We start from the raw sequence: 24736 nt of genomic DNA on the forward strand, positions 1-24736 counted from the left end.
CAAAAACGGCCTTCGGGCCGTTTTTTTGCACCAATTTCAAGCAAACACCTTTGTGGCTTCTTTTAATGCCTTTCAACACAAATTTCGCGGCGATCAAAATAATTCGAGAACTCGCTGTAACACTTCCCCACCTCCCCTCTCTAGTTCAGCAGACCGGCGCTGAAGCCGGTTCATTTCCCAAGAAGAACTGGAGAAACATCATGTCCGCTACCACCCGTACCCTGTCCGCCTCCGCCCTGGTTTTGGCCCTGGGTTCTGCCCTGAGCCTGGCTGCCGTCTCGACCGCTCACGCAACCGACGACGCCATGGAAAAGTGCTTCGGCGTTGCCCTCAAAGGCAAGAACGACTGCGCCGCCGGCGCCGGCACCACCTGTGCCGGTACCGCCAAGATGGACTATCAGGGCAACGCCTGGAAATCGGTCCCGAAAGGCACTTGCACCACCATGGAAAGCAAAACCTCCCCCACCGGTTTCGGCCAGCTCGAAGCATTCAAAGCCAAGTCCTGATCGCATCCGCCTGAGGCCAGCCACCATGTTGAACACCCCGTCCCTCGCCACCGATAGCCGACTGCCGCCAAGGGCAGGGTTGGGGCTCAAGAGTGCGCATTTTCGTGAGGTCCTGCAGACCCGTCCGGATCTGGGTTTTTTCGAGGTGCACGCGGAAAACTACATGGTGGCCGGCGGGCCGCTTCATCACTTCCTGGGGCTGATACGCGAACAGTACCCGCTGTCGCTGCATGGCGTCGGCCTGTCGATCGGTGGGGAGGAGCCGCTGAATGTCGCGCATGTGCAGCGCCTGGCCGCCTTGATCGAACGCTATCAGCCCCAATCCTTTTCCGAACACCTGGCCTGGTCCAGCCACGGCCCGGTGTTCCTCAATGACTTGCTCCCCCTGGCCTATGACGAAGCAACCCTCGAGCGGGTCTGCGAACACGTCGACCAGGTGCAATCCAGCCTCAAGCGCACGCTGTTACTGGAAAACCCGGCCACCTACCTGGCCTTTGAAACCTCGACCCTCGACGAACCACAGTTCATGAGCGAAGTAATCCGTCGCACCGGCTGCGGCCTGCTGCTGGATGTGAACAACGTCTACGTTTCGTGCGTCAACCATTGCCGCGATCCATTGGCCTACCTCGACACCCTGCCTCTGCATGCCACCGGCGAAATTCACCTGGCCGGCTTCGCCGAAGATTCCGACAGCCTCGGCGCGCGCCTGTTGATAGACGATCACGGCGCACCCGTCGACCACGCGGTCTGGCAACTGTATCGCCAGGCACTGGAGCGGACCGGGCCGGTCGCGACCTTGATCGAGCGCGACAACCACGTCCCGGCATGGGAGGTACTGCTGGCCGAAGCACGCCAGGCCGATCAACTGTTGAGCGCCACGGGTGCCCGGCCATGAGCAACCAGCACGCCTTTGCCGCCGCCCTGCTAGACCCGCGCAAGGCGTGCCCGCCCGGCCTAGTCAGCGCCAATGGGGCGGCCCCGGAAAGCCGTTTCGCGGTGTACCGCAACAACGTGCTCAGCTCATTGATCAACGCCTTGGCCGACAACTACCCGGTGGTGGCACAACTGGTGGGCGAGGAATTCTTCCGGGCCATGGCCAGGGTCTTTGCCCAATCGACGCCGCCGCGCAGCCCGGTGATGAACGACTACGGCGGCGACTTTGCCGAGTTCATCGAACACTTCGAACCCGCCGCCAGCGTGCCTTACCTGGCGGACGTCGCTCGGTTGGAGCGACTGCACGTGCAAGCCTGGCATGCCGTCGACGCCGAGCCCATGGCGCAAGAGCGAATCGTGGCGGCGCTGTCGTCACCCACGCTGGCGGGACACCTGAAGGTCGGGCTTCACCCGTCATTGCGTCTGCTGCAATCCCCCTACGCCGTGGTGACGATCTGGGCCGCCCATCAGCACCAGGCGCCCGTACCGTTCGAAACGTTTCCCGCGCAAAACGCCTTGGTGTTGCGCAACGGCCTGGACGTGGAAGTGTTTGCGATCAGTCGGGCTGCCCATGGGTTCATCGCCGCCCTGCAACAGGGGTTTTCCCTGACGGCTGCCATTGAGGCCTCAATCGATCTTGACCTGGAACACACCCTGGCGGGGCTCATCCGCCACCAGGCCATCACCCATCTACTAGCCGAACAGGTATCCCCATGAACGCCCTGATTGCCGGTTTCATTCAATGGCTGGAGAAAATCCCCCACAGCCTGATCGCCTTCGTCGCACGCTTCTCGATTGCCGCCGTGTTCTGGAAATCCGGCCAGACGAAAATCGAAGGCCTGGCCATCGACCTGATCGATGGCACCTTCCAGCTCGGCTGGCCGCACCTGGCCGACTCAACCATTCCGTTATTCAAAAGCGAATACGCCCTGCCGCTGCTGTCACCGGAAATCGCCGCACACCTCGCCGCGTTCGCCGAGCATTTCTTCCCGGTCCTGATTCTGCTGGGATTGGCCACGCGGTTTTCGGCACTGGCATTGCTGGGCATGACCCTGACCATTGAGCTGTTCGTCTACCCCGATGCCTACCCGACCCACGGCACCTGGGCAGCGGTGTTGCTTTACCTGATGGCCCGCGGCCCCGGCGTGCTGTCCATCGACCACCTGATTGCCGTGTGGGAGCGAGCCCGCTCGCTCCCACACGGGCCGGTGTGATGCCTCGTTATTGCTGGAGCCGGTCCAGCGCCTCGCCACTGCGCTTGAACCAGTCAATCAGATAATCGGCCAGCACCTGGGTGCGCTTGGGCAAGCCGCCCTGATAGGGGTGCACCAGGTACATCGGCATACGACGGGTCTGAAAATCCCGTAGGAGCCAGCACAGGCGTCCATCGGCCAACTCCTCATTCAACAGGTAAGACGGCAGCCGGGCGATTCCGGCACCCGCCAGGGCGGCTTTTTTCAACAAGCTGTAGTGATTGCTGGCGAACGGCCCCGAGACGCGCACCCGCAGCAATTCGTGTTGCTGGTGATACAGCCACTCTTCCCGGCCACTGTAGTGGCTGTTGAGCAGGCAGCGATGCTCAGCCAGGGCCTGGGGCGTTTGTGGTTCGCCGTATTGATCGAGATAAGCCGGGCTGGCGCAGGTCATCTCGTGCCACGCCAACAAGGGTCGGGCGACCAGTCGCTCATCGATGGCGGCGTCGGAGCGGATCGCCAGGTCGAAACCGTCGCGGGTCAGGTCACGATAACCGTTGCTGAGTTCCAGTTCGATCTGCACGTTGGGGTACGTGCGGGCGAACTCCAGCAGCAGCCCCTCGAAGAAGGTTTCACCCAACGACACCGGCACCGTCATTCGCACCGGCCCGGATATATCGTCTTTCAACCGGGCGAGAGCCTGACGCGCCCTTTGCACCTGAACCAACAGCGCTTGGGCCTGTGGCAGCAAGGCCGCCCCGGCCGCGGTAAGGCTCAAGCGTCGAGTAGTGCGCTGCAACAACATCACCGAAAAGCGACTTTCCAGCAGGCTGATGCGCTTGGACAACTGGCCCTTGCTGCACCCCAATTGCTGGGCCGCCAGGGTAAAACTGCCGGCTTCGATCAACACGGCGAACGCCGCCAGGTCATCCATCTCGCTCATTGGGTTGTTTCCAATAGAAAACCAAAGGTTGCCTATTAGCACGCTTATCAATGGAAAAAACCACTCTAAACTGCAACCTCGTTCAACCCACTGAGGAACAGCCCATGAAGATCCTGTTGATCGGCGCCAACGGCACCATCGGTTCGGCCATTGCCAACGAACTGGCGCCACGCCACGAAATCATTCGAATCGGCCGCAGCAGCGGTGAATTGCACGTCGACATCAGCGACAGCGCCTCGATCCGCGCCCTGTTCGAAAAAACCGGGCGCTTCGATGCGCTGATCTGCGCCGCCGGCAGCGTCACGTTCGCACCGCTGGGTGATATGACCGAGGAAAGTTTCGCCCTCGGCTTGAAGGACAAGTTGATGGGCCAGGTCAACCTGCTGCTGATCGGTCGAGAATTCGCCAACGACGGCGCATCCTTCACGTTCACCACCGGTGTGCTGAGCCACGATCCGATCAAGAGCGGCGCTTCGGCAGCGCTGGTCAACGGTGCCCTGGACAGTTTCGTGCGAGCGGCGGCCATCGAGTTGCCGAGGGGCCTGCGAGTCAACTCGGTGAGCCCGAACGTGCTGCTGGAGTCCATGGACAAATACGCCCCTTATTTCCGCGGCTACAAACCAGTGGCGGCGGCCGACGTGGCATTGGCCTACGCCAAGAGCGTCGAGGGCCTACAAACCGGCCAGACTTTTCATGTTGGTTGAATAGCACTTTGCCTACGCTCCTGCTTGTGATGCGGGAGCAGTCTGAGTAACGTGACGGCACCTGTCTGGAGACCCGATGATGCGTGCCGCCCGTTCCCTGTTGTGTGTTGCCCTCCTTCCCCTGTTCGCCGGCTGCCAATTGCTCGATCCCCCGCGCGAGAGCGCTTCCCACGCCGGACAGACGCGCATGCAAGGCGAACTCACGGCGGCCGACGGCAAGCTGGTGTTCCAGCCCTGCCAGGAACAACGCCGCTACATCGTCAATGACAGCGGCGGCACCAGCGTGCTGCAACAAGCCGCCAGCCTGGCCGATGAGCGCGGCAAGTTGTTCGCCGACGTGCGTGGTCATATCGTCTCCGGCGCCACGGCGGGGGCCGACAGCCAATTGGACCTGGAGCAGTTGTACCGCCTGGAACGCTCGGGCACGGCCTGTGACGATGGCGACTTCAAACGGCTGGTGCTACACGCCACCGGCCACGGTCCAGAATGGAGTCTCAAGGCCAGCGGCAAGGGCCTCGTGCTGGAACGTGACGGCCAGCCTGCGCTCGCGGTGCCTTACGTTGAAGAGCAACTGGGGGACGGCCGTTTCGACCTGAGTACCGAAGCCAACGGCCAGAAAGTCGAGCTGTGGGTCGCGCCACAGCGTTGCGTCGACAGCACCAGCGGCAGTGTCCAGCACATGACTGCCGAGTTGCGGGTCAATGGCGTGGTCCAGCGTGGCTGCGCCTACTTTGGCGGTGCGCGTAACGACTGAGGCCCTCAATACCGACGGAGACAAGCTTCCGGTTAAGGGCAATACGGTTCACTTAAGCTTCATGAATCATTGTGGCGAGGGATTTATCCCCTCGCCACAGGTTCATCTGGTTCCTTGAGGTGAACACCACGGTAGGGGATCCGGGGATTGCAGCATATAATCGCCGGTTTGAAGCACGCCCTGGCGCAGTTGTGCGCCCCGCGAACCGGATCCCGTCATGTTACGAATCACCGAACTCAAGCTGCCGATCGACCACCCCGAAGAAGACCTGCGCGCGGCCATCCTGCAACGCCTGGGCATCGCCAGTGATGACCTGCTCGACTTCACCTTGTTCAAGCGCAGCTACGACGCACGGAAAAAGTCTTCCGAACTGTGCTTCATCTACACCCTCGACCTGACGGTACGCGATGAAGCCGGCCTGCTGCGCAAGTTCGCCGACGACCGTAACGTCAACGAAGCGCCGGATGTCAGCTACAAGATGGTCGGCCAGGCACCGGCAGGCCTGGGCGAGCGGCCGATCGTGGTCGGTTTCGGCCCGTGCGGCATCTTCGCCGCCCTACTGTTGGCACAGATGGGCTTCAAGCCGATCATCCTCGAACGCGGCCCGGAAGTGCGCCAGCGCACCAAGGACACCTGGGGCCTGTGGCGCAAAAGTGTGCTCAACCCCGAATCCAACGTGCAATTCGGCGAAGGCGGCGCGGGAACGTTTTCCGACGGCAAGCTCTACAGTCAGATCAAGGATCCGAGGTTCCTCGGTCGCAAAGTACTGCACGAATTCGTCAAGGCCGGTGCCCCGGAAGAAATCCTCTATGTCAGCAAGCCGCACATCGGCACCTTCCGCCTGACGGGCGTGGTGGAGACCATGCGCGAGCAGATTCGCACCCTCGGCGGCGAAGTACGCTTCCAGCAGCGGGTCACGGACGTGTTGATCGAAGACGGCCAGTTGGTCGGTGTCGAACTGGCCAGCGGTGAACGCATTCACTCCAGGCACGTGATCCTGGCCCTGGGCCACAGCGCCCGGGACACCTTCCGCATGCTTCACAGCCGTGGTGTATACATGGAGGCCAAGCCGTTCTCGGTGGGCTTCCGTATCGAACACCCGCAATCGCTGATCGACAGCGCGCGCCTGGGCAAATACGCCGGTCACCCGAAACTCGGCGCCGCCGACTATAAACTGGTGCATCACGCCAAGAATGGCCGTTCGGTATACAGCTTTTGCATGTGCCCGGGCGGCACCGTGGTAGCGGCGACTTCCGAGCCGAACCGCGTCGTGACCAACGGCATGAGCCAGTACTCGCGCAACGAACGCAACGCCAATTCCGGCATCGTGGTGGGCATCACCCCGGAAGTGGACTACCCGGGTGGCCCGCTGGCCGGAATCGAGCTGCAGGAACGCCTGGAATCCCACGCTTTCGTGCTCGGCGGCAGCAACTATGAAGCCCCGGCGCAACTGGTGGGCGACTTCATCGCCGGTAAACCGTCCACGGCACTGGGCAGCGTCGAGCCGTCCTACAAGCCGGGGGTTTCCCTGGGCGACCTGGCCCTGGCCCTGCCGGACTTCGCCATCGAAGCCATCCGCGAAGCCCTGCCGGCATTCGAGAAACAGATTCGCGGCTACTCGTTGCACGACGCCGTGCTGACCGGGATCGAAACCCGCACCTCATCGCCGCTGCGCATCACCCGCAACGAATCGCTGCAGAGCCTGAACGTGAAAGGCCTGTTCCCGGCAGGTGAAGGCGCTGGCTACGCAGGCGGGATTCTGTCGGCGGGAGTGGACGGGATCCGCATAGCCGAAGCGGTGGCGCGGGATATCCTCGGCCTGGAAGCCTGACAACACCGTCCCTGTGGGAGCGGGCTTGCTCGCGAATGCGGTGGATCAGTCAACCGATTATTTGACTGATCCACCGCATTCGCGAGCAAGCCCGCTCCCACAAAGGGTCTCGGCGCTTCAGTTTCAGATATTCGCCCGCAACACACTCTCCGGCAACGCCTCACCGCGCTCCACACTCGCCGCCACGGTATCCATCAATCCATCCAACTCATACCCCTGGGCCCTGAGCCACGCCGGGTCGTAATACGTCGTGGCATAACGCTCGCCGCCGTCGCACAGGATTGCCACGATCGAGCCCGATTCGCCGGCGTCCACCATCCGCTTCGCCGCGATCAGCGCACCGATCAGGTTGGTGCCGCTGGAACCGCCGACCCGGCGTCCCAAGCGCTGGGCCAGGTAATGCATCGCCGCCAGCGACAAGGCATCGGGTACCTTGACCATCGCATCAATGACTTTGGGCAGGAACGACGCCTCGACCCGTGGCCGGCCAATCCCTTCGATCCGCGAGCCGCACTCCAGGCGCAGGCTGGCATCGCCGCTGCGGTAGTAGTCGAAAAACACCGAACGCTCGGCATCGGCACACAGTACGCGGGTACCGTGCTGCCGATAGCGTACATAGCGGCCCAGGGTCGCGGTGGTCCCCCCGGTTCCCGGGCTGGAAATCAGCCAGCTCGGCTCCGGGTGCTGTTCGAAACGCATCTGCTGGAAAATCGACTCGGCAATGTTGTTGTTGGCCCGCCAGTCCGTGGCCCGTTCGGCGTAGGTGAACTGATCGATGAAATGCCCGTCATGCTCACGGGCAAGACGCTCGGACTCGGCGTAGATCTGGGTAGGATCGTCCACCAGATGGCTCTGGCCGCCATAGAACGCGATTTGTGCGATTTTTTCCCGGGACGTCGTCGCCGGCATGACCGCAATGAACGGCAAGCCCAGCAACCTGACGAAATAGGCCTCGGAAATGGCCGTCGATCCACTGGAAGCCTCGATCACCGGGGCGCCGGGCTTGAGCCAGCCATTACACAGCGCATAGAGAAACAGCGACCGAGCCAGTCGGTGCTTGAGACTGCCGGTGGGATGGCTGGACTCATCCTTGAAGTACAACTCAATGCCCGGAAAACCTGGCAGTGGCAGCGGGATCAGATGTGTATCGGCGCTGCGCTGGAAATCGGCCTCAATGATGCGAATCGCTTCGCGTGCCCACTGACGGTGGTCGTTCATGTGTTTTCTCGCAGGATAGGTTCGACGCGGGGAAAGCCTGGCGGTCAGGACTGGATATGGGAAAAACCAGTCACAAGCTTAGGAAAAAACCGACATCAGGCACAGATACAGCTAAGGTCCAATATGCCCTGCAACTGCCCGACCGCCTCGCCGGCCTTGTAACGACATATAACAAAAAAGAATATAACTTTTGTTTTAACAACTAACAGTACGGGTTAGGGTGTGACCACTTTTGTTTGACGAATGGAGAGCGAAATTGCCTCTACGTAATTCCCTGACACGTTTTTTCCAGCTGGAGGCAGCCAGTGGTCTGCTGTTGATCGCCGCCGCGGTGCTGGCCCTGGTCATCAACAATTCGCCCCTTTCCTGGCTGTACGGCGGTCTGCTGGATACCCCGGTGGTGGTCCAGGTCGGCGCGTTGAAAATCGCCAAGCCGCTGCTGTTATGGATCAACGATGGCCTGATGGCGATGTTCTTCCTGCTCATTGGCCTGGAAGTCAAACGCGAAGTGCTTGATGGGCAATTGTCGAAGCCTTCGCAAATCGTCCTGCCGGGAGCAGCGGCGATTGGCGGCATGGTCGTGCCCGCGCTGATCTACTGGTTCCTCAACCGTGACAATCCGGCGGCTCTTTCGGGCTGGGCCATTCCCACGGCCACCGACATCGCCTTCGCCCTCGGGGTGCTGGCCTTGCTGGGCAAACGAGTACCGGTTTCACTCAAGCTGTTCCTCATGACCCTGGCGATCATCGACGACCTGGGCGCCATTATCATCATCGCCATTTTCTATTCCGGCGCCCTGTCCACCTTGTCGCTGATGCTGGCGGCCGCATGCATTGCCGTACTGGTGGCGATGAACCGGATGGGTGTGGTCAGGCTCGGTCCCTACATGATCGTTGGCCTGATTCTCTGGGTTTGCGTGCTCAAGAGCGGGGTCCATGCCACCCTGGCCGGGGTTACGTTGGCGTTCTGCATTCCGTTGCGCACCAAAAACGCCGAAACCTCGCCGCTGTTGACCCTGGAGCATGCCCTGCATCCATGGGTGGCCTATGGCATCCTGCCGCTGTTCGCCTTCGCCAATGCCGGCTTGTCCCTGAGCGGTGTCACCATCGAGAGCTTCACCCATCACGTGCCGATGGGCATCGCGGTCGGCCTGTTGCTGGGCAAGACCGTCGGCGTGTTCGGCCTGACCTGGCTTGCCGTGAAAATCGGCATCGCCAACCTGCCCCTTGGCGCCAATTGGGGCCAGGTACTGGGGGTGGCAATCCTGTGCGGGATCGGTTTCACCATGAGCCTGTTCGTCGGCTCATTGGCCTTCGAGCCCGGCGTCAGCGAGTATGCCGGCATGGATCGGATGGGGATTCTCACGGGGTCGATCCTCGCGGCGCTGCTGGGCTACATGGTGGCAGCGGCGGCCAGTCGCAAGCCTTCTGCGTTGTCCTCCTGATACGCCCGCGCAAGAAGGGATCGCTGTATAGCGATCCCTTCTTCTTGAAGTAAACGCAATCCCGCTGTGGGAGCGAGCCTGCTCGCGAAAGCGTCGGCACATCCAGCATCTATTCAAGCTGACTCACCGCTATCGCGAGCAAGCTCGCTCCCACAGGGGAACGCGTACACTCAAAAAAACGGCGCTTCCTCCATTGGAGAAAGCGCCGTTTTTTGAGCAGACATTAAAACCAGAGAAACGCTTACCCAATCCAGCTTAGTGCGATACGCGACTCGTCCCGCCCACAGTGGAAATACGAACCCGCTCACCCACGCGGAACACTTCGTTTTCCTGAACCTGCTGCACGTAGGCACGCATGCTGCCGTCGTCTTCGCGAACGGTGATTTCCACGCCCTGGGTACGGGTCAGGCCTTCTTCAGTCGCAGAACCGATCAGGCCGCCGGCCACGGCACCGATAACGGCAGCAACGATGCTGCCACGGCCGCCACCGATGGCGCTGCCGCCTACACCACCCACCACCGCACCGGCAGCGCCGCCAATCGGGGTCTTGGTGCCTTCGATCTTGACCGGACGCAAGGATTCGATGGTCCCCATGCGAATGGTCTGCACGCGACGCGCTTCGTCACGGGAGTAAGAGTCACCGGTCAGGCTCGACTGACAGCCAGTGAGCAACATCGCCATCGTGGAAAAGGAAGCAACCAGTAAAACAGACTTACGCATAGCATCAAACTCCAAAAGACAGGGAACTATTAAACTCCGCAGCTTGACGCCTGTCACGGCCTGGCCGGGATAAAATTGTTTTCATTCAGGTGGGATACAGGCGCATCCGAAAAATTCACCCAACAGTAGCGTCAATTTCCGAAACCTGCGTCATCAGCCCAAGGATTTTGCATGGATTATTTCATCATCGTCGCGACCACCATCGCCGGACTGTACTTTCACTGGTGGTTGTACGTGCGGATCAAACGCTGGATGGACCGCGATCTGGCGCTGTCATTGGCGGGGCAGGACGAGCAAAAGAAAACCTACATGCTGCAACAGTTGGCCCGCGCCCGAGAACAAGGGATCAAGCGCCGGGACCTGCCGCAATGGCTTCAAGCCGCTGCGACAGGTTATGCCGATGCTAAGGCGCCAGGCGCTCGCGAGTCCAGTCCGTCCCTTGCAGACGGTAATTGAGGCGATCATGCAGGCGGCTCGGGCGACCCTGCCAGAATTCGATGCGCTCGGGCAGTAAACGATACCCTCCCCAATGCTCCGGACAGTGGGGCTGGCTATCGCTGAAACGTTGTTCGGTGGCCTTGAGCAGGTTTTCCAGCTCATCGCGACCGGCAATCACCCGGCTCTGGGGCGAGGCCCAGGCACCGAGACGACTGCCCAATGGACGAACCTGATAATAGGCGTCCGACTCCTGCGCCGTGACCTTCACCACCTTACCCTCGATGCGAACCTGACGCTCCAGGGTCGGCCAGAAGAACGTCATGGCCGCGAAGGGATTCGCGGCCAGTTGCTGGCCCTTGGCGCTGTCGTAGTTGGTGAAGAAGGTAAAGCCCTGGGCATCCAACCCCTTGAGCAACAGGATCCGGCAGTGCGGACGGCCATCGGCGTCCACCGTGGCCAGGGTCATGGCGTTGGCCTCCACCGGGGCCTGCTCGGTTTTCACTGCCTCGGCGAACCACTGGTGGAACAACGCAAATGGCTCGGCCGGGGCTTGCGCCTCGGCCAGGCCATCGCGGGTGTAGTCGCGGCGCATATCAGCCAGCGTTTGGGTCATGGCGCACTCCTTGTGGTTCGCCTATCACTGCTTGGGGGTATCGGTGGCCGCGACTTTCTTGGCATCGGTGGCGGCCTTGGCCGGCTGAGGTTTCTTCGTCGGGGTGGCCTTCTTGGCCGGGGCTTTCTTTGCTGGAGCCTTGGCGGCGGCTTTTTTGGCCGGCGCCTTTTTAGTGGCCGGGGCCGTGGCTTTCTGGGTGGCAGGCGCCGGGACAGCTGGCTTCACATCCTGGGCGGCCACCAGCGTAACCGGTGCCGGGACCGACATGTTGTATTTACCGACCAGTGCTAGCAAGGTGTCTTGCGGCGTCACCAGCAACTCCACGCGACGGTTCAAGGCGCGACCTTCAACGCTGTCGTTGGCCGCACGTGGTTCCACCGACCCCAAGCCCCGCATCATCAGGCGATCACGCTGCAAACCACTGAGACGGAAAATAGCCGCCACGGACTGGGCACGCTCCTGGCTGAGCTTCAGGTTCGCTGGCGCAGCGCCCGAGGTGTCGGCGTGGCCAAGAATCAGCACGGCGGATTTCGGGTCGGCTTCCAGGACCTTCGCCACGCGCGTGAACGGGCCAAGGGTCACCGGCAGCAGCATGGCCGGACGATCCGGGTTGAAGGAACTGTCCACGGGTGCCGTGACCACCAGGACGTTGTCGCGACGCTCCAGCTGGAACTTGCTGCCCTCGATGGCGGTGCGCAGCTTTGGCTCGTAGTCGTCGAGCCAGGCCTGGGTGACCTTCGGATCGGGCAACGGTGCCGCCTTGGCGGCCTCCTGGTCCTTGCCGCCGAATGGCCACCACCATTTTCCACCGTCTTGCGTTTCGGCCTTGGCAACAGGCGCCGGAGCCTTCGCTACAGGCTTGGCTTGCGCCTTGACCTGGTCTTTTGCGGCAGCGTCGTTGGCTGCATCATCAGAGGAGAACGGCCACCACCAGTGGCTGGCGCTCTCGGCCTTGGCCTGCGGCGCGACGGCCGCCGGCTTCAGGGGCGCCGCAGGCGCCATCTCTTTGACCGCAGCCTGGTCGGAAGAGCCGAACGGCCACCAGCCACTGCCGCCCTTGGCATCATTTTGTGGAGTTTGCGCGCAACCGGTGATCGCGAAGCACAGCGCCAGGGCGAGGGATTTATTCGATAACATTGGATATCCACAAAATGATGTAAATGAAAAATACAGGACCCAGTCCGGGGCACATAAACAGACGCTTTGAAACCGAAAAGGACACCAGGTTCCGATGCGTCCCCCTTCAGGAACGTTTTACAGACAAGTGGCAAGCACCCGCGCCAGATTCTGCGCGCGCGGATCCATCAATACGTAAGGCCCCAGCGTGTTCGTCACGAAGCCGAACGCCACGTCATGCTCCGGGTCGGCAAACCCGATGGAGCCACCGGCCCCCGGATGACCGAATGCCCGCGGGCCCAGGCCGTAGGTGGCGTTCGGTACATCCGGCTGGTCGAGCATGCAGCCCAGGCCGAAACGGGTCTGGGTCAGCAACGTCTTGTCCTCGCCGAAGCTATGCTGGCGGGTCAGCTCATCGAGCATTTCACCTTCCAGCAGGCTGCCATCCAGCAGACCGGCATAGAACCCGGCGATGCTGCGGGCGTTGCCATGGCCGTTGGCGGCCGGTTGCTGCATGCGTCGCCACTCAGGCTTGTTGGTGCTGGTCAGGACGGATGGCGGATTGGTGAAGGCCCGGGTGGTCATGGCGGTGGGCTCGCGCATCGTCACCTGGAGCAGGCGTTGCGCCGCCGCATCACCGACGTTGCCTTTGCCGCGGGCGATATGGGCCACGCGATGGAACTCCTGGTCCGCAAGACCGACATGGAAATCCAGGCCCAACGGCTTGGCAACACGTGCCACGATGGACTCCCCAGGGCCTCGACCGTCTGCCCTGCGCAATAATTCACCGACCAGCCAGCCGTAGGTGATCGCGGCATAACCATGGCCATCCCCCGGTGTCCACCAAGGCGTTTCGGCAGCCAGGGCGTCGACCATCGTGTTCCAGTCATACAAGGCGTCGGGCGCCAGCAATTCACGCAACGCCGGCAATCCGGCCTGATGGCAGAGCAGTTGGCGCAGGGTAATGGATTGCTTGCCGGCCGCGGCAAATTCGGGCCAGTAACGGGCGACCGGGGCATCCAGTTGCAACTTGCCTTCGGCGACCAATTGCAGGGCAGTGACGGCAGTGAAGGTCTTGGTGCAGGAAAACAGATTGGCGATGGTATCGCTGTGCCAGGCCTCATGGCCGTCCTTGTCAGCCGTACCGGCCCACAGGTCGATCACCGTCCGGCCGCCGACCTGGATGCACAGCGCCGCGCCGCGCTCCTGGGGATCATCGAACAGCGCTGCAAAGGCTTCGCGTACCGCCTCGAACTGAAGTTCATAATGGCCTTGAATCTGCACCCGCAACTCCTTTGAAACAAAGACTTTCTCAAGTGGCCGCATTGTTTCAGCCATTGGCGGTTTTGGAAACCGTCATGGGACGGCTGGCCAACCACAAAATCACGGCTTCCTAGGAAATCTCCCGCCGAAACGGCGGCAACGCATTGAGGATCGCCTTGCCGTAGCGTTGGGTCACCAGCCTGCGGTCAAGCAAGGTGATGGTGCCGCGGTCCTCTTCGGTACGCAGCAAACGACCGCAAGCCTGGACCAGTTTCAGCGAAGCATCCGGCACGGAAATCTCCATGAACGGGTTACCGCCACGGGCTTCGATCCATTCGGCCAATGCCGCTTCCACCGGGTCATCCGGGACCGAGAACGGGATCTTGGCGATCACCACGTGCTCGCAATAGGCACCGGGCAGGTCCACCCCTTCGGCAAAGCTCGCCAGGCCGAACAGCACGCTGGAATCCCCGCCATCGACCCGCGCCTTGTGCTTGTTCAGGGTCTCCTGCTTCGACAGGTTGCCCTGGATGAACACCTGCTTGCGCCAGTCACGGTCAAGGCCGTCGAACACGTCCTGCATCTGTTTGCGCGAGGAAAACAGCACCAGGGTGCCTCGCGACCCTTCCACCAACTGCGGCAGGTCACGGACGATCGCGGCGGTGTGCGCGGCGGCGTCCCGTGGATCAGCCTTCAGATCCGGCACCCGCAATACACCGGCGTCGGCGTGGTGGAACGGACTCGGAACCACGGCGGTCACGGCGGTTTTCGGCAGGCCGGCACGCATGCGGAAGCGATCGAACGTACCCAACGCAGTCAGCGTGGCGGACGTCACCAAAGCCCCATAGGCCACGTTCCACAGATTGCGACGCAACATATCCGCCGCCAGGATCGGGCTGGCATTGACCTCGATATCGAACAGCGAACCACTTTCGGCCAGGGTCAGCCAGCGCGCCATGGGCGGGTTGTCCTCCGGATCTTCAGTGGTGAAGGCCGTCCACAGCTCCCAGTTGCCCTGGGAGCGAGACAACAGGCTGCCGAACAGTGGGTACCATTCCTCGGCCTGGTTGCTGGCGATGCCGATATTGACCTCGCCATCCATCCCTTCCTTGAGGAGGTCGGTCAGGCGCGTGAACAGGTCGGTCAGGCGGGCGAAGCCCTTCTTCAGCTCGATGCCCATTTCACGCATGTGCTCAGGGATGATGCCGCCGACGAAACGATGACGTGGCCGCTCGCGGCCCTCGACGTCCTCTCCCGGCTTGAAGTCGGCCACCTGTTCGCAGGCGGTGAACATGAACTGCTGGTTCGTCTTGATCTCCCGCGCCAGCTCCGGCACTTGCTCGATGAACTTGCCCAGGTCGCCCGGCAGCGGATGCTGGGCCAACAGCTTGGTGAGGTTCTTGGCGGTGGTTTCCAGCCAGTCGGCGGTGGAACGCAAGCGGGTGTAGTGGGCGAAGTGACCGATGGCCTTGTCCGGCAGGTGGTGGCCTTCGTCGAATACGTAGATTGTATCGCGCGGGTCCGGCAGCACCGCGCCACCGCCCAGGGCCAGGTCGGCCAATACCATGTCGTGGTTGGTGACGATGACGTCGACCTTGCCCATGCCTTCGCGGGCCTTGTAGAAGGCGCACTGGCCGAAGTTCGGGCAATGACGGTTGGTGCACTGGCTGTGGTCGGTGGTCAGGCGCGCCCAGTCGGCATCTTCCAGGGTGGTCGGCCAACTGTCGCGGTCGCCGTCCCACTTATTGCCAGCCAGTTTCTCGATCATGCTGGTAAACAGCTTCTGGCTGGCCTCATCGACTTCGATCTTGAAGCCTTCTTCCTCGAACAACTGAGCCGTGGCCGTCTGCGCCTGGCCTTCCTGCAGCAGCATGTCGAGCTTGGACAGGCACATGTAGCGCCCGCGCCCCTTGGCCAACGCAAAGCTGAAGTTCAACCCGCTGTTGCGCATCAGGTCGGGCAGGTCCTTGAAGACGATCTGCTCCTGCAGGGCGATGGTGGCCGTGGCGATGACCAGGCGCTTGCCGGCGGCCTTGGCCGTGGGAATCGCCGCCAGGCTGTAGGCGACGGTCTTGCCGGTACCGGTACCGGCCTCCACCGCCACGACAGCGGGATCGCCACCGCGTCGGCCTTCGTCGTCGGTGGCGATGTCACCCAGGACTTTCGCCACCTCGGCGATCATCAGGCGCTGGCCATAACGCGGCTTGAGGCTCTTGGCTTCGAGAAAACGCGAATAGGCGCCCTGGATCGTGGTTTTGAGTTCGGTGCTGATCATGAATGTCGGGCGCTAAAAACGCTGGATAAATTTTCAGTGGTTCGGATCGGCGGCTATCATACCCCGCTAATGAATCCTGCGCAGAACGGAGTAACTCAATGACACCCTTTGCCTTCATCTACACCCTGCATTTGCTGGCGGCCCTGATCTGGGTCGGCGGCATGTTCTTCGCCTGGATGATCCTGCGCCCCGCCGCAATGACGGCGCTTGAGGGCCCTGCCCGGCTGAAACTGTGGGTAGAAGTGTTTCAACGTTTTTTCATCTGGGTCTGGGTGGCGGTGGTGCTTTTGCCGATCAGCGGTGTAGGTCTGATCCATGTACGCTTCGCCGGTTTCGAAGCGACACCGCGCTATGTACAGATCATGATGGGGCTGTATGTGGTGATGACGGCGCTGTTCATCCGTATCCAGGGCTTGCAGTTGCCGGCACTGCGCAGTGCCGTGGCAGCGCAGGACTGGCCGACGGCTGCGTCGGTGCTGGGGAAAATCCGCAGACTGGTGGGCATCAACCTGCTGATCGGATTGCTGGTGGTGGCGATTGCCGCGGCCCGGCCGATGTTCTGAAGACTTACATCCCCCTGTGGGAGCGGGCTTGCTCGCGAAGAGGGTGTATCAGGTTAATAAATGCAAACTGATCCACCGCATTCGCGAGCAAGCCCGCTCCCACAGGTTTTCCTTCTGACTTAGAACCGTTGTACGGTCACCGTCCCCGCTGCGCCGGCAGGTCCTGGTTGGCCGGCAGCGCCCGGTTTGCCACTTCTGCCGCCGTCAGCGGTATAGACGAAACATCCCTTGGCCTTGCCGCCGGCGCCAGGCTTGCCACCGGGACCCGCCACACCGCCGGCACCGCCATCGACCGCCACCTTGATCAGCTCAGCCGGGTAATCCCGGGGCAGCTCGAGGCGCACCAGCGCACCGGCCGCCCCCGGCTGGCCATCACTGCCATTGCTGCCATCGGCACCGCGTCCGGCCGAACCCCAGGTGCAACCCGGAGCCTTCCCGTTGGCGCCGTCAAGGCCCACGTAGCCTGGCGCACCTGTACCGCCACGGGCATCCACAGACAGCACTGGCGCATTCAATGCATTGAAACGCAGGTTGAGATCGCGGCCTGGCCGCGCAGCCTTGGTATAAGTGCCCGGAGCGCCACGGGAAGTGATCTGGCTGCCATCAGCCAGATCAGCCTGGATAACGCTCATCGCCAGCGGCTGTTGCGCAGGCACGATGGCGATCCGCGCTTCGCGCCCCAGATGCAATTGGCCGATGGACAATTGAGTGACGTTCGACGGCACCAGCAACGTGCCGTAATCGGCCACGTCCAGCCGCTCAAGGGTCAAGGTGCTGGCGGTATTGGGCAGGCGCATCAACGAGTGGGTTTCTACCTGGAGTACCTGGGCGCATGCCCATGGGCACACGAATGCAGCGAGCAGACACAATTTACGCATGGGAGGCCTCTGCGGCAGTCGGGAGGGTTTGCAGATGAAAGATGCCGAACAGCAGCACTCGGAGGCGTTCACGACCGGGAGAGGGCAAGCCACGGAAACTGGCCCGGAACAACAGCAGCTCAAGCAAATGGACTGCCAGCAACACTGCCCCGGCAAGGTTGACCAACACATGCAGCGGATGGACGAACGGCACGACCAGATTGACCAGCACCACCAGCCAGAACAGCAGGGTCAACAAGCGCCCCAGCCCCCAAAACACCTTCATACGCCCCCCGGGTGAACATTATTCTTTGCACGCACAGTAACGGCTTGCGCGCAGGTTAAGCCAGAGGGCCAAGCAAATTTAATCCATGGGACAAGCGCGCAGGTATTGGCTGGAAAACCTGTCGTGGCGAGGGAGTCCTCACCACGACAGGCCCCACATCGCAGGGGTCAGCGGTTTATCTTGATTTCAGTCCGACGGTTCATGGCGCGTCCATCTGCGGTTTTGTTGTCGGCCACCGGCTGACTCTCACCGGCACCGGCGACCGAGACGAAACTGGCGCGAGGCACGCCGCTTTCGACCAGGTACTGCACCACCGAATTGGCCCGTTTCTCCGACAGTCGTTGGTTGTAGGCATTGCTGCCAACACTGTCGGTATGACCGGTCACCCGAAGCTGGGCAGTGGACGACTCTTGTTTCAGGCGGGTCGCAACGCCACTCAGCACTTCTTTGTCGGCCGCGGTCAGCGTGGACTTGTTGAATTCGAAATGCACATCGCGAACCACGATGGTTTCCTCTTTGACGACAACCGGCTCCTCGGCCATCGGCGCTGGAGCGGGCGGTGGGCAGCCATCTGCGTCGACTTGCACACCTTTCGGAGTGCCCGGGCACTTGTCGCGGCTGTCGGGCACGCCATCGCCGTCTTCGTCACCGTCTCCATGCACCCAGCAATAGGCTGCTGCCATGCTGCCGGCGAACAGTGCACCGTAGCCGGCCCAGGAGGTGCTTTCAGTGGCGCCCAATCCCGCACCAACCACGCCGCCGACGGCCGCACAGGTCGGCCAGTCGGTTTTTTGCAAACCTGCGCAACCAGTCAATACACCGGTTAGCAGAACCAGGGGTAACGCTGTCCGAACTATGCTCATGGGGTTTCTCCTTGAGGGATCGGCTTTGCGCCGATTCTGGGGAGTAAAGACCCGAGTTCGGATCTGCGCCAGCACCGCGCTATCGGGGATTTTGCCCAATGTTTGCGGCCGTTCGGCACGTTTTAATGCAAACCGCTCTAGGCCACGTTGTCCAGGCAGGCTATCGTGGTGGTTCTGACCGAGGAATCTCAATGACCGTTGCCATTTCATCGCGCACACCCCAGCAGGCACTGGCCGCCGTGCTTGACCGTTATGCCCCGCGAAAACTGCTGTTGGTCGGCGCCAGCAGCTTCCCCGCCCTCGAGGCGTTCCAGCAGGCGCATCCCGACACCGAAGTGGTCCAGGTCGCTCCCGGCCCGCTGCCGGTGGAGGTGGCTGGACAGCGCTTCGACCTGGCCCTGGCACTCGATTGCCTGGAACATCTGCCCAAGCGCGACGGTCTGAACCTGCTGGGCGGGATCCGTAATCTCAACGCCAGCCGTATCACCGTGCTGGCTGACCTCGATGCCTGCGGCTGGCAGGAAACGGACTTCTTTTCCCTGGCCCTGCAAGCCAGTGAACGGTTCCAGCGCGAGAAACAGGTGCTGACCCTGTTTACCTACGATCTGCTTGAATACAAACAAGTCCCCGATTGGCTCAATTCACGTTTTTGGGCCAACCCCGAGAACTTCGGAAAATATTGGTGGTAGCCGTGAACACAAGCCTGAACGCAACCATTTGTCCCTGCGGCAGTGGCAACCCGTTGAACGCCTGCTGCGGTCATTACCACGACGGTCACCCGGCGCCCTGCGCCGAAGCCCTGATGCGCTCACGCTACAGCGCCTATGTGCTGGGACTGGTGGATTACCTGGTGAGCACCACCCTGCCCGCCCAGCAGGAGGGGCTCGATCGCCTGTCCATCAGTGAGTGGAGCAGCAAAAGCACGTGGCTGGGACTGGAGGTGGAAAGCAGCGAGGTGTTCGGTGGGCAGCCGGAGCATGCCTTTGTCACCTTCACCGCGCGCTGGCACGACGGCCAGGGGGAACACGCCCATCGCGAACAGTCGTCATTCGTGCAGAACGAGGGGCGCTGGTATTTCATCGATCCGACCGTGCCGGTCAAGACCGGGCGCAACGACAGTTGCCCGTGCGGCAGCGGGCACAAATTCAAGAAATGCTGCGCAGGCTACTTCGCTCGCTGATTTCGGAAATGTCCGACGCTTGCCCCTGTATCAGCGGGCTAGACTGGAAGCAGAGGCGCGGACAATGACCCATCCATTACACACGCTACGCATCACCTGCCTGCTGCTGTTCATCGGGCTTGGTGGCTGTGCATCCTGGCAAACCGACGAGACTGCTGAACCGCAGGTGCACCTGGTCAAGGTCGAGGTGGTGCGGGCCCGGCTGCTGGAACAGCGGTTCATGCTGCATTTGCGAGTCGACAACCCTGGCGACAGCGACCTGACCGTGCGCGGCCTGACCTACCAGATCCATCTGGGCGACCTGCTGTTGACCGAAGGCGAGCATGAGCACTGGTTCACCGTCCCTCCCGGGCAAAGTGGCTACTTCAAGATACCGATCCGCACCAATTTGTGGCCGCAGGTGCGGGAAGTGGTGAAACTGCTCGAAAAACCCCACCAGCAGATCCCCTATCGTCTGGAAGGTGAGCTGGAAACCGGATTATTCATCGCTCACTACGTGCACCTGAAACGCAATGGCGTGATAATCGCCGCCGATTTTATTGCGGAGTAACCCCGATGACCCAACAACCCCACGTTCACGGTCCTGATTGCAACCACGATCACGATCATCACCACGATCATGACCACGGCCACGTCCACGGTCCGAACTGCGGCCATGCCCATCAGGAGCCGGTGCGCAACGCCTTGAAGGATGTCGGCCGCAACGACCCTTGCCCCTGCGGCAATGGCAAGAAATTCAAAAAGTGCCACGGCGCTTGATAGCCGCGGCGGAGCGTGTCTTCGCCAGTTGAATCGTCATCGCGAGCAGGCTCGCTCCCACCGAGTGACCTGCGGTACCAAGTGGGTGTGGGAGCGGGCTTGCTCGCGAAAGCGGTTGGCCGGCCAACCTATGCGCCGAATGTGATGGCCTCTTCGCGAGCAAGCCCGCTCCCACACGATCAACCCGCCTCCAGAATCCGCTTAACGCTGACCACCGTCGCATACTCGCCATGCAAGTTGCCCAGGGACATCGCATGGACCTCGTCGGCCGACCGGGGCCGGCCGAAATAATCGGCCTTGTCGAAGGTAAAACAGGCGTCTTCGGCCACCCAGCTATCGAAACCCAGGTTGCCTGCCGTACGCGCCGTGGACTCCACCGAGTTGTTCGTCGCCACGCCGACGATCACCAGTTGTCCGATCCCCGCCTGGCGCAGGTCAGCCTCCAGGTGAGTGGCGCAGAACGCGTCCGGCACGTCCTTGTGGATCAGCCACTCCCCTTCCTGCGGTTCGAAGCGCTCCTGGACTTCCACGCCCTGCTGCCCAGGCCAGAATACTGAATCCGGCGAACGGGAAAGATGATGGACATGGATCACTGGTCGCGCCGAAGCTCGCCAGAAAGCCAGCAATTCGAGCATGCGCAGCTCTGCCTCGGGGTTGTTGCGAGAACCGAGCCTGGGATCCAGGATGCCTTTCTGTTGATCGATGAGAATCAACGCTGCGTTGTTCTCCAGCTCCATGTCTATCACTCCATTCCGATTTTTCGCTTTCCTGATCATTGAATTTTCCACACTGGAGCATCACCTCTGCCTACAGGCAAGCCTTCGGGCAAAAAGAGGACGACCTCCTGCCGTCGTTTGTTGTCCATCCATCACGCTGTCTCATCTGGAGCCTTCCATGATCGACTTGTACTACTGGACCACCCCCAACGGCCATAAAATCTCGCTGTTCCTCGAAGAAGCCGGCCTGCCCTACAAGGTACATCCGGTCGACATCGGCCAGGGCGAGCAATTCAAACCGGATTTCCTGAAGATCGCCCCCAACAACCGCATCCCGGCCATCGTCGACCATGAGCCCGCCGACGGTGGCGAACCGATCTCGCTGTTCGAGTCGGGCGCGATCCTGCTGTACCTGGCGGAAAAGACCGGCCGTTTCATTCCACAGGACCTGCGCGGACGACAGCAAGTGCTGCAATGGTTGTTCTGGCAGATGGGTGGCCTGGGGCCGATGGCCGGGCAGAACCATCACTTCAGCCGGTTCGCTCCGGAAAAGATTCCCTACGCGATCAAGCGCTACGTCGACGAAACCGCTCGCCTGTATGGCGTGCTGGATCGGCGCCTGGCGGACCGTGATTACGTGGCGGGCAGCGAATACAGCATCGCCGACATGGCGATCTACCCCTGGACAGTGTCCCATCAATGGCAAAGCCAGCGCCTGGAAGATTTCCCGAACCTGCAGCGCTGGTTCAATCGCATCAAGGAGCGCCCGGCCACGGTGAGGGCCTATGCGCTGGTGGATAAGATCAATCCGCCGAAATCCTGAGCAACCTGTGGCGAGGGGATTTATCCCCGCTGGCGCGCGCAGCGGGCCCCAACCCCAGCAACTCGGTGTGCCAATCTGAGTTTGGAGGGGGCCGCTTCGCAGCCCAGCGGGGATAAATCCCCTCGCCACAGAAAACCAGGCGTAAACTCGAGAACGGAGTTTCATCCAAATCCACAAATAACCCCCGCCCCCGCTTGCGCGCCCCCCGCCTGCTCACTAACGTAGCGCCTTTATTTGCCGCCCCCTCCCGCAGGAGCTTTGTCATGGCCTCGCCAGCCTCTAATTTCTTCTTCTCCCGGCTCGGCGTTGCCGCCGCCGTGGCCAGTGTGCTCGGTTTGAGCGGTTGCCAGGCCTGGAATACCCAGGACAGCGTCCCGCCGACTTCCGGCGTGCAACCACTCAAGGGGCTGGCGCAGAACGTCTCGGTTCGACGCAATGCCATGGGCATGCCGCTGATCGAGAGCAACAGCTTCCATGATGCGCTGTTCGCCCTCGGCTATGTCCACGCCAGCGACCGCATCACCCAGATGGTGACCATGCGCCTGTTGGCCCAGGGTCGGCTGGCGGAAATGTCCGGAGCCGAACGGCTGGACGTCGACCGCTACATGCGTGCGGTCAATCTGAAGAAAAGTGCCGACGAGCTGTACAAGGCTTCGTCGCCGCGGCTCAAACGCTTCTTCGAAGTCTACGCCCGTGGCGTCAACGCCTACTTGTTCCGCTACCGCGACAAACTGCCGTCGGACCTGGCCACCACCGGTTACAAGCCCGAATACTGGAAGCCGGAGGATTCGGCGCTGATGTTCTGCCTGCTGAACTTCAGCCAGTCGGCCAACCTGCCGGAAGAAATCGCCGCCCTGGTCATGGCCCAGACGGTCAACCAGGACAAACTGGCCTGGCTGACCCCATCTTACCCGGACGAACCCCTGCCCCAAGGCGAGGCCGACAAACTTCAGGGTCTGCGACTCAACGGCCAGATCCCGGGCCTGAACGAAATCAGCAACGCCACTCGCCAATTGGCCGAACTGAACCTGTTGGGTGCCAGGTCTTCGAACAGCTGGGCCATGGCCCCGCAACGCAGCCGCAACGGCAAGAGCCTGCTGGCGAGCGACAGCCATGGACCACTGGGCGTGCCGTCGTTGTGGAGTGTGGTGCAGATTCGCGCGCCCAAATATCAGGCGGCCGGTGTTTCCCTGGCCGGCATCCCGCTGATCCTGGCCGGCTACAACGGTGATGTGGCCTGGAGCATGACCAGCGTCCAAGGGGACAACCAGGACCTGTTCCTGGAAAAAATCCGACGCCAGGGCAATGGCTTGTCCTACGAGGTCAACGGCAAATGGCAGCCGGCGATGTTGCGCAACGAAACCTACTTCGTCAAAGGTCAGCGGTCGATTCGCGAAGCCGTGTACGAAACCCGCCATGGCCCACTGCTCAACAGCGTCCAGGGTCTGGCCACGGCCAATGGCTTTGGCCTGGCCTTGCAGACGCCGAGCCTCACCGACGACAAGACCCTGGACGCATTCTTCGACCTGTCCCGGGCCCAGAGCGCCGAGAAAGCCTCCGACGCAAGCCGTGAAATCCGGGCCATGGCGGTGAACCTGGTGTTTGCCGATGCCAGCCACATCGGCTGGCAGGTCACCGGGCGCTATCCGAACCGCCGTGAAGGCGAAGGCCTGTTGCCGTCGCCGGGCTGGGACGGTCGCTACGACTGGGAAGGCTACGCCGACCCAATGGCGCACCCTTACGATCAGGACCCGAGCCAGGGTTGGCTAGGCAACGCCAACCAGCGGGTCATTCCCCATGGCTACGGCATGCAGCTGTCCAACTCCTGGGCCGCACCGGAACGTGGCGAGCGCCTGGCCGAACTGGCCGGCGCCGGCAAGCACGACGTCCGCAGCCTGACCGCCATGCAATACGACCAGACCACGACGTTCGCGGCCAAACTCAAGAAAGTCTTTGAGGCCCCGGGCATGGCTCAGCCCCTCAAGCAGGCCATCGAAGCCCTGCCAGTGGCTGACCGGGCCAAGGCCCGCGAAGCCTATACCCGCCTGATGGCGTTCGATGGCCGACTCAGCCCGACCTCCGCCGATGCAGCGCTCTATGAACTGTTCCTGCAAGAAAGCATGAAGCAGATTTTCCTCGACGAACTGGGCCCGGAGAGCAGCCCGGCGTGGAAAGCACTGGTTGCCAACGGCGAACTGTCCTATTCGGCCCAGGCCGATCACTTGCTGGGACGCGAGGACAGCCCGTTCTGGGATGACGTGCGTACGCCGCAAAAAGAAGACAAGGCCGTTATCCTCGCCCGCAGCCTGGCCGCGACCATCAGTGCCGGTGACAGCCAATTGGGTAGCGACCATAAGGCCTGGCAGTGGGGCAAATTGCACAACTATGCATGGAAGAATGGCAACGGCCAGGTCGTAAGCGGTCCGCTATCTGCCGGCGGCGACGCCACCACGCTCAATGTTGCGGCATTCGCCTGGGGCCAGGACTTCAACGCCACCCAGGCGCCGGACATGCGCTTCATCGTCGATCTCGGCCAGCCCGAACCGTTGATGGTCCAGGGCGGTGTCGGCCAGTCGGGCAACCCGGCCAGCCCCAACTACCTCATCGGCGCCGATCCGTGGATCAAGGGGCAATACCAGAACCTGCCGCTGCAACCGCAGAACTTTGACCGGGCGTATGGCAAGACTCGTCTGACCCTCGTTCCCGGTAAGTAACAGCAATACTCCTCCCTGTGGCGA

Annotated in this window: 27 protein-coding genes; 16 read left to right on the forward strand and 11 right to left on the reverse strand. The window is 61.8% G+C overall.

Annotated features, from left to right (window positions below; all coding sequences use genetic code 11):
* Positions 1-200 precede the first annotated feature (200 nt).
* The 4 genes from FBX99_RS14630 to FBX99_RS14645 are packed head-to-tail and all read left to right on the forward strand — an operon-like array spanning position 201 to position 2653.
* A complete protein-coding gene (locus FBX99_RS14630) occupies positions 201-506 on the forward strand; it encodes a DUF2282 domain-containing protein (protein ID WP_144928686.1) in 306 nt (101 codons plus the stop codon).
* A gap of 25 nt (positions 507-531) precedes the next feature.
* Positions 532-1401, forward strand: a complete 870-nt coding sequence (locus FBX99_RS14635; protein WP_144928684.1) for a DUF692 domain-containing protein — start codon at positions 532-534, stop codon at positions 1399-1401.
* Positions 1398-2156 carry a DUF2063 domain-containing protein gene (locus FBX99_RS14640; RefSeq protein WP_145131866.1) on the forward strand — a complete coding sequence of 253 codons (759 nt, stop codon included), beginning with the start codon at positions 1398-1400 and terminating at the stop codon, positions 2154-2156. The genes FBX99_RS14635 and FBX99_RS14640 overlap by 4 nt, the downstream gene beginning before the upstream one ends.
* Complete coding sequence (locus FBX99_RS14645) at positions 2153-2653, forward strand: DoxX family protein (RefSeq protein WP_144928680.1); 501 nt, start codon at positions 2153-2155, stop codon at positions 2651-2653. Before FBX99_RS14640 ends, FBX99_RS14645 begins: the two co-directional genes overlap by 4 nt.
* Before the next feature lie 7 nt (positions 2654-2660).
* Here the strand turns inward: FBX99_RS14645 and FBX99_RS14650 are convergent, their stop codons facing one another.
* Positions 2661-3575 carry a LysR family transcriptional regulator gene (locus FBX99_RS14650; protein WP_144928678.1) on the reverse strand — a complete coding sequence of 305 codons (915 nt, stop codon included), beginning with the start codon at positions 3573-3575 and terminating at the stop codon, positions 2661-2663.
* A gap of 104 nt (positions 3576-3679) precedes the next feature.
* Here FBX99_RS14650 and FBX99_RS14655 point away from each other — a divergent pair, with 104 nt between their 5' ends.
* The 3 genes from FBX99_RS14655 (at position 3680) to FBX99_RS14665 (ending at position 6864) form a co-directional block, all read left to right on the forward strand.
* Positions 3680-4279, forward strand: coding sequence for a short chain dehydrogenase (locus FBX99_RS14655; RefSeq protein ID WP_144928676.1), 600 nt, complete (start codon positions 3680-3682; stop codon positions 4277-4279).
* Positions 4280-4358: 79 nt separating this feature from the next.
* Positions 4359-5033 carry a COG3650 family protein gene (locus FBX99_RS14660; protein ID WP_144928777.1) on the forward strand — a complete coding sequence of 225 codons (675 nt, stop codon included), beginning with the start codon at positions 4359-4361 and terminating at the stop codon, positions 5031-5033.
* A 217-nt stretch (positions 5034-5250) separates the two neighbouring features.
* Positions 5251-6864, forward strand: coding sequence for an NAD(P)/FAD-dependent oxidoreductase (locus tag FBX99_RS14665; RefSeq protein ID WP_144928674.1), 1614 nt, complete (start codon positions 5251-5253; stop codon positions 6862-6864).
* A 123-nt stretch (positions 6865-6987) separates the two neighbouring features.
* Here the strand turns inward: FBX99_RS14665 and FBX99_RS14675 are convergent, their stop codons facing one another.
* Entirely contained in the window at positions 6988-8082 is a 1095-nt protein-coding gene (locus tag FBX99_RS14675; protein WP_145131868.1) for a PLP-dependent cysteine synthase family protein, read from the reverse strand.
* Positions 8083-8338: 256 nt separating this feature from the next.
* Between FBX99_RS14675 and nhaA the strand changes: the two genes are divergently transcribed.
* Entirely contained in the window at positions 8339-9526 is a 1188-nt protein-coding gene (nhaA, locus tag FBX99_RS14680) for a Na+/H+ antiporter NhaA (protein WP_144928670.1), read from the forward strand.
* Between the two features lie 255 nt (positions 9527-9781).
* Here the strand turns inward: nhaA and FBX99_RS14685 are convergent, their stop codons facing one another.
* Positions 9782-10246, reverse strand: coding sequence for a glycine zipper 2TM domain-containing protein (locus FBX99_RS14685; RefSeq protein WP_024776354.1), 465 nt, complete (start codon positions 10244-10246; stop codon positions 9782-9784).
* A gap of 171 nt (positions 10247-10417) precedes the next feature.
* Here FBX99_RS14685 and FBX99_RS14690 point away from each other — a divergent pair, with 171 nt between their 5' ends.
* Complete coding sequence (locus FBX99_RS14690; protein ID WP_052126395.1) at positions 10418-10702, forward strand: hypothetical protein; 285 nt, start codon at positions 10418-10420, stop codon at positions 10700-10702.
* Here the strand turns inward: FBX99_RS14690 and pdxH are convergent.
* The 4 genes from pdxH to dinG all read right to left on the reverse strand — a co-directional run bounded on the left by pdxH (position 10650) and on the right by dinG (position 15951).
* On the reverse strand, positions 10650-11297 hold the full coding sequence (gene pdxH / locus FBX99_RS14695; protein ID WP_055127019.1) for a pyridoxamine 5'-phosphate oxidase: 648 nt from the start codon (positions 11295-11297) through the stop codon (positions 10650-10652). The two genes, FBX99_RS14690 and pdxH, sit on opposite strands and share 53 nt — an antisense overlap.
* Positions 11298-11321: 24 nt before the next feature.
* Positions 11322-12434 (reverse strand): OmpA family protein, encoded by a 1113-nt coding sequence (locus tag FBX99_RS14700; RefSeq protein WP_144928666.1) that lies wholly within the window; start codon positions 12432-12434, stop codon positions 11322-11324.
* A gap of 117 nt (positions 12435-12551) precedes the next feature.
* Positions 12552-13697, reverse strand: a complete 1146-nt coding sequence (locus FBX99_RS14705; protein WP_144928664.1) for a serine hydrolase domain-containing protein — start codon at positions 13695-13697, stop codon at positions 12552-12554.
* A 109-nt stretch (positions 13698-13806) separates the two neighbouring features.
* Positions 13807-15951 carry an ATP-dependent DNA helicase DinG gene (gene dinG / locus FBX99_RS14710; RefSeq protein WP_145131870.1) on the reverse strand — a complete coding sequence of 715 codons (2145 nt, stop codon included), beginning with the start codon at positions 15949-15951 and terminating at the stop codon, positions 13807-13809.
* A 98-nt stretch (positions 15952-16049) separates the two neighbouring features.
* On the opposite strand from dinG, the gene FBX99_RS14715 reads away from it, so the two are divergent.
* A complete protein-coding gene (locus FBX99_RS14715) occupies positions 16050-16514 on the forward strand; it encodes a CopD family protein (RefSeq protein WP_144928659.1) in 465 nt (154 codons plus the stop codon).
* Between the two features lie 119 nt (positions 16515-16633).
* Here the strand turns inward: FBX99_RS14715 and FBX99_RS14720 are convergent, their stop codons facing one another.
* The 3 genes from FBX99_RS14720 to FBX99_RS14730 all read right to left on the reverse strand — a co-directional run bounded on the left by FBX99_RS14720 (position 16634) and on the right by FBX99_RS14730 (position 18520).
* Positions 16634-17392: a collagen-like protein gene (locus FBX99_RS14720; RefSeq protein WP_144928657.1), complete on the reverse strand. Its 759-nt coding sequence runs from the start codon at positions 17390-17392 to the stop codon at positions 16634-16636.
* Positions 17385-17657, reverse strand: a complete 273-nt coding sequence (locus FBX99_RS14725) for a DUF1145 domain-containing protein (protein WP_144928655.1) — start codon at positions 17655-17657, stop codon at positions 17385-17387. The genes FBX99_RS14720 and FBX99_RS14725 overlap by 8 nt, the downstream gene beginning before the upstream one ends.
* 167 nt (positions 17658-17824) lie before the next feature.
* Positions 17825-18520 carry an OmpA family protein gene (locus FBX99_RS14730; protein WP_047701917.1) on the reverse strand — a complete coding sequence of 232 codons (696 nt, stop codon included), beginning with the start codon at positions 18518-18520 and terminating at the stop codon, positions 17825-17827.
* Positions 18521-18711: 191 nt separating this feature from the next.
* Between FBX99_RS14730 and FBX99_RS14735 the strand changes: the two genes are divergently transcribed.
* From FBX99_RS14735 to FBX99_RS14750, 4 genes are all read left to right on the forward strand, one after another.
* The gene (locus FBX99_RS14735; protein ID WP_144928653.1) at positions 18712-19209 is read left to right on the forward strand and encodes a DUF6231 family protein; all 498 of its coding nucleotides are present in this window, start codon (positions 18712-18714) and stop codon (positions 19207-19209) included.
* Positions 19210-19223: 14 nt separating this feature from the next.
* A complete protein-coding gene (locus FBX99_RS14740) occupies positions 19224-19700 on the forward strand; it encodes a YchJ family protein (RefSeq protein WP_144928775.1) in 477 nt (158 codons plus the stop codon).
* 64 nt (positions 19701-19764) lie between these two features.
* Positions 19765-20250, forward strand: coding sequence for an LEA type 2 family protein (locus FBX99_RS14745; RefSeq protein WP_144928651.1), 486 nt, complete (start codon positions 19765-19767; stop codon positions 20248-20250).
* 5 nt (positions 20251-20255) lie between these two features.
* Entirely contained in the window at positions 20256-20459 is a 204-nt protein-coding gene (locus tag FBX99_RS14750; protein ID WP_003198420.1) for an SEC-C metal-binding domain-containing protein, read from the forward strand.
* Positions 20460-20638: 179 nt separating this feature from the next.
* Here the strand turns inward: FBX99_RS14750 and FBX99_RS14755 are convergent, their stop codons facing one another.
* Complete coding sequence (locus tag FBX99_RS14755) at positions 20639-21196, reverse strand: cysteine hydrolase family protein (protein WP_144928649.1); 558 nt, start codon at positions 21194-21196, stop codon at positions 20639-20641.
* Positions 21197-21353: 157 nt separating this feature from the next.
* Here FBX99_RS14755 and FBX99_RS14760 point away from each other — a divergent pair, with 157 nt between their 5' ends.
* Positions 21354-21998: a glutathione binding-like protein gene (locus FBX99_RS14760; RefSeq protein ID WP_144928647.1), complete on the forward strand. Its 645-nt coding sequence runs from the start codon at positions 21354-21356 to the stop codon at positions 21996-21998.
* 263 nt (positions 21999-22261) lie between these two features.
* Complete coding sequence (locus FBX99_RS14765) at positions 22262-24712, forward strand: penicillin acylase family protein (protein ID WP_145131872.1); 2451 nt, start codon at positions 22262-22264, stop codon at positions 24710-24712.
* The last annotated feature ends 24 nt before the right edge of the window (positions 24713-24736 follow it).

It is taken from the genome of Pseudomonas sp. SJZ074 (assembly GCF_007828215.1).
Taxonomy (GTDB): domain Bacteria; phylum Pseudomonadota; class Gammaproteobacteria; order Pseudomonadales; family Pseudomonadaceae; genus Aquipseudomonas.

What these genes read in the sequence shown, in the direction of transcription:
- FBX99_RS14630 (WP_144928686.1), top strand. Translation starts at nt 201, where the DNA reads ATGTCCGCTACCACCCGTACCCTGTCCGCCTCCGCCCTGGTTTTGGCC.
- FBX99_RS14635 (WP_144928684.1), top strand. Translation starts at nt 532, where the DNA reads ATGTTGAACACCCCGTCCCTCGCCACCGATAGCCGACTGCCGCCAAGG.
- FBX99_RS14640 (WP_145131866.1), top strand. Translation starts at nt 1,398, where the DNA reads ATGAGCAACCAGCACGCCTTTGCCGCCGCCCTGCTAGACCCGCGCAAG.
- FBX99_RS14645 (WP_144928680.1), top strand. Translation starts at nt 2,153, where the DNA reads ATGAACGCCCTGATTGCCGGTTTCATTCAATGGCTGGAGAAAATCCCC.
- FBX99_RS14650 (WP_144928678.1), bottom strand. Translation starts at nt 3,575, where the DNA reads ATGAGCGAGATGGATGACCTGGCGGCGTTCGCCGTGTTGATCGAAGCC.
- FBX99_RS14655 (WP_144928676.1), top strand. Translation starts at nt 3,680, where the DNA reads ATGAAGATCCTGTTGATCGGCGCCAACGGCACCATCGGTTCGGCCATT.
- FBX99_RS14660 (WP_144928777.1), top strand. Translation starts at nt 4,359, where the DNA reads ATGCGTGCCGCCCGTTCCCTGTTGTGTGTTGCCCTCCTTCCCCTGTTC.
- FBX99_RS14665 (WP_144928674.1), top strand. Translation starts at nt 5,251, where the DNA reads ATGTTACGAATCACCGAACTCAAGCTGCCGATCGACCACCCCGAAGAA.
- FBX99_RS14675 (WP_145131868.1), bottom strand. Translation starts at nt 8,082, where the DNA reads ATGAACGACCACCGTCAGTGGGCACGCGAAGCGATTCGCATCATTGAG.
- FBX99_RS14685 (WP_024776354.1), bottom strand. Translation starts at nt 10,246, where the DNA reads ATGCGTAAGTCTGTTTTACTGGTTGCTTCCTTTTCCACGATGGCGATG.
- FBX99_RS14690 (WP_052126395.1), top strand. Translation starts at nt 10,418, where the DNA reads ATGGATTATTTCATCATCGTCGCGACCACCATCGCCGGACTGTACTTT.
- pdxH (WP_055127019.1), bottom strand. Translation starts at nt 11,297, where the DNA reads ATGACCCAAACGCTGGCTGATATGCGCCGCGACTACACCCGCGATGGC.
- FBX99_RS14700 (WP_144928666.1), bottom strand. Translation starts at nt 12,434, where the DNA reads ATGTTATCGAATAAATCCCTCGCCCTGGCGCTGTGCTTCGCGATCACC.
- dinG (WP_145131870.1), bottom strand. Translation starts at nt 15,951, where the DNA reads ATGATCAGCACCGAACTCAAAACCACGATCCAGGGCGCCTATTCGCGT.
- FBX99_RS14715 (WP_144928659.1), top strand. Translation starts at nt 16,050, where the DNA reads ATGACACCCTTTGCCTTCATCTACACCCTGCATTTGCTGGCGGCCCTG.
- FBX99_RS14720 (WP_144928657.1), bottom strand. Translation starts at nt 17,392, where the DNA reads ATGCGTAAATTGTGTCTGCTCGCTGCATTCGTGTGCCCATGGGCATGC.
- FBX99_RS14725 (WP_144928655.1), bottom strand. Translation starts at nt 17,657, where the DNA reads ATGAAGGTGTTTTGGGGGCTGGGGCGCTTGTTGACCCTGCTGTTCTGG.
- FBX99_RS14730 (WP_047701917.1), bottom strand. Translation starts at nt 18,520, where the DNA reads ATGAGCATAGTTCGGACAGCGTTACCCCTGGTTCTGCTAACCGGTGTA.
- FBX99_RS14735 (WP_144928653.1), top strand. Translation starts at nt 18,712, where the DNA reads ATGACCGTTGCCATTTCATCGCGCACACCCCAGCAGGCACTGGCCGCC.
- FBX99_RS14745 (WP_144928651.1), top strand. Translation starts at nt 19,765, where the DNA reads ATGACCCATCCATTACACACGCTACGCATCACCTGCCTGCTGCTGTTC.
- FBX99_RS14750 (WP_003198420.1), top strand. Translation starts at nt 20,256, where the DNA reads ATGACCCAACAACCCCACGTTCACGGTCCTGATTGCAACCACGATCAC.
- FBX99_RS14755 (WP_144928649.1), bottom strand. Translation starts at nt 21,196, where the DNA reads ATGGAGCTGGAGAACAACGCAGCGTTGATTCTCATCGATCAACAGAAA.
- FBX99_RS14760 (WP_144928647.1), top strand. Translation starts at nt 21,354, where the DNA reads ATGATCGACTTGTACTACTGGACCACCCCCAACGGCCATAAAATCTCG.
- FBX99_RS14765 (WP_145131872.1), top strand. Translation starts at nt 22,262, where the DNA reads ATGGCCTCGCCAGCCTCTAATTTCTTCTTCTCCCGGCTCGGCGTTGCC.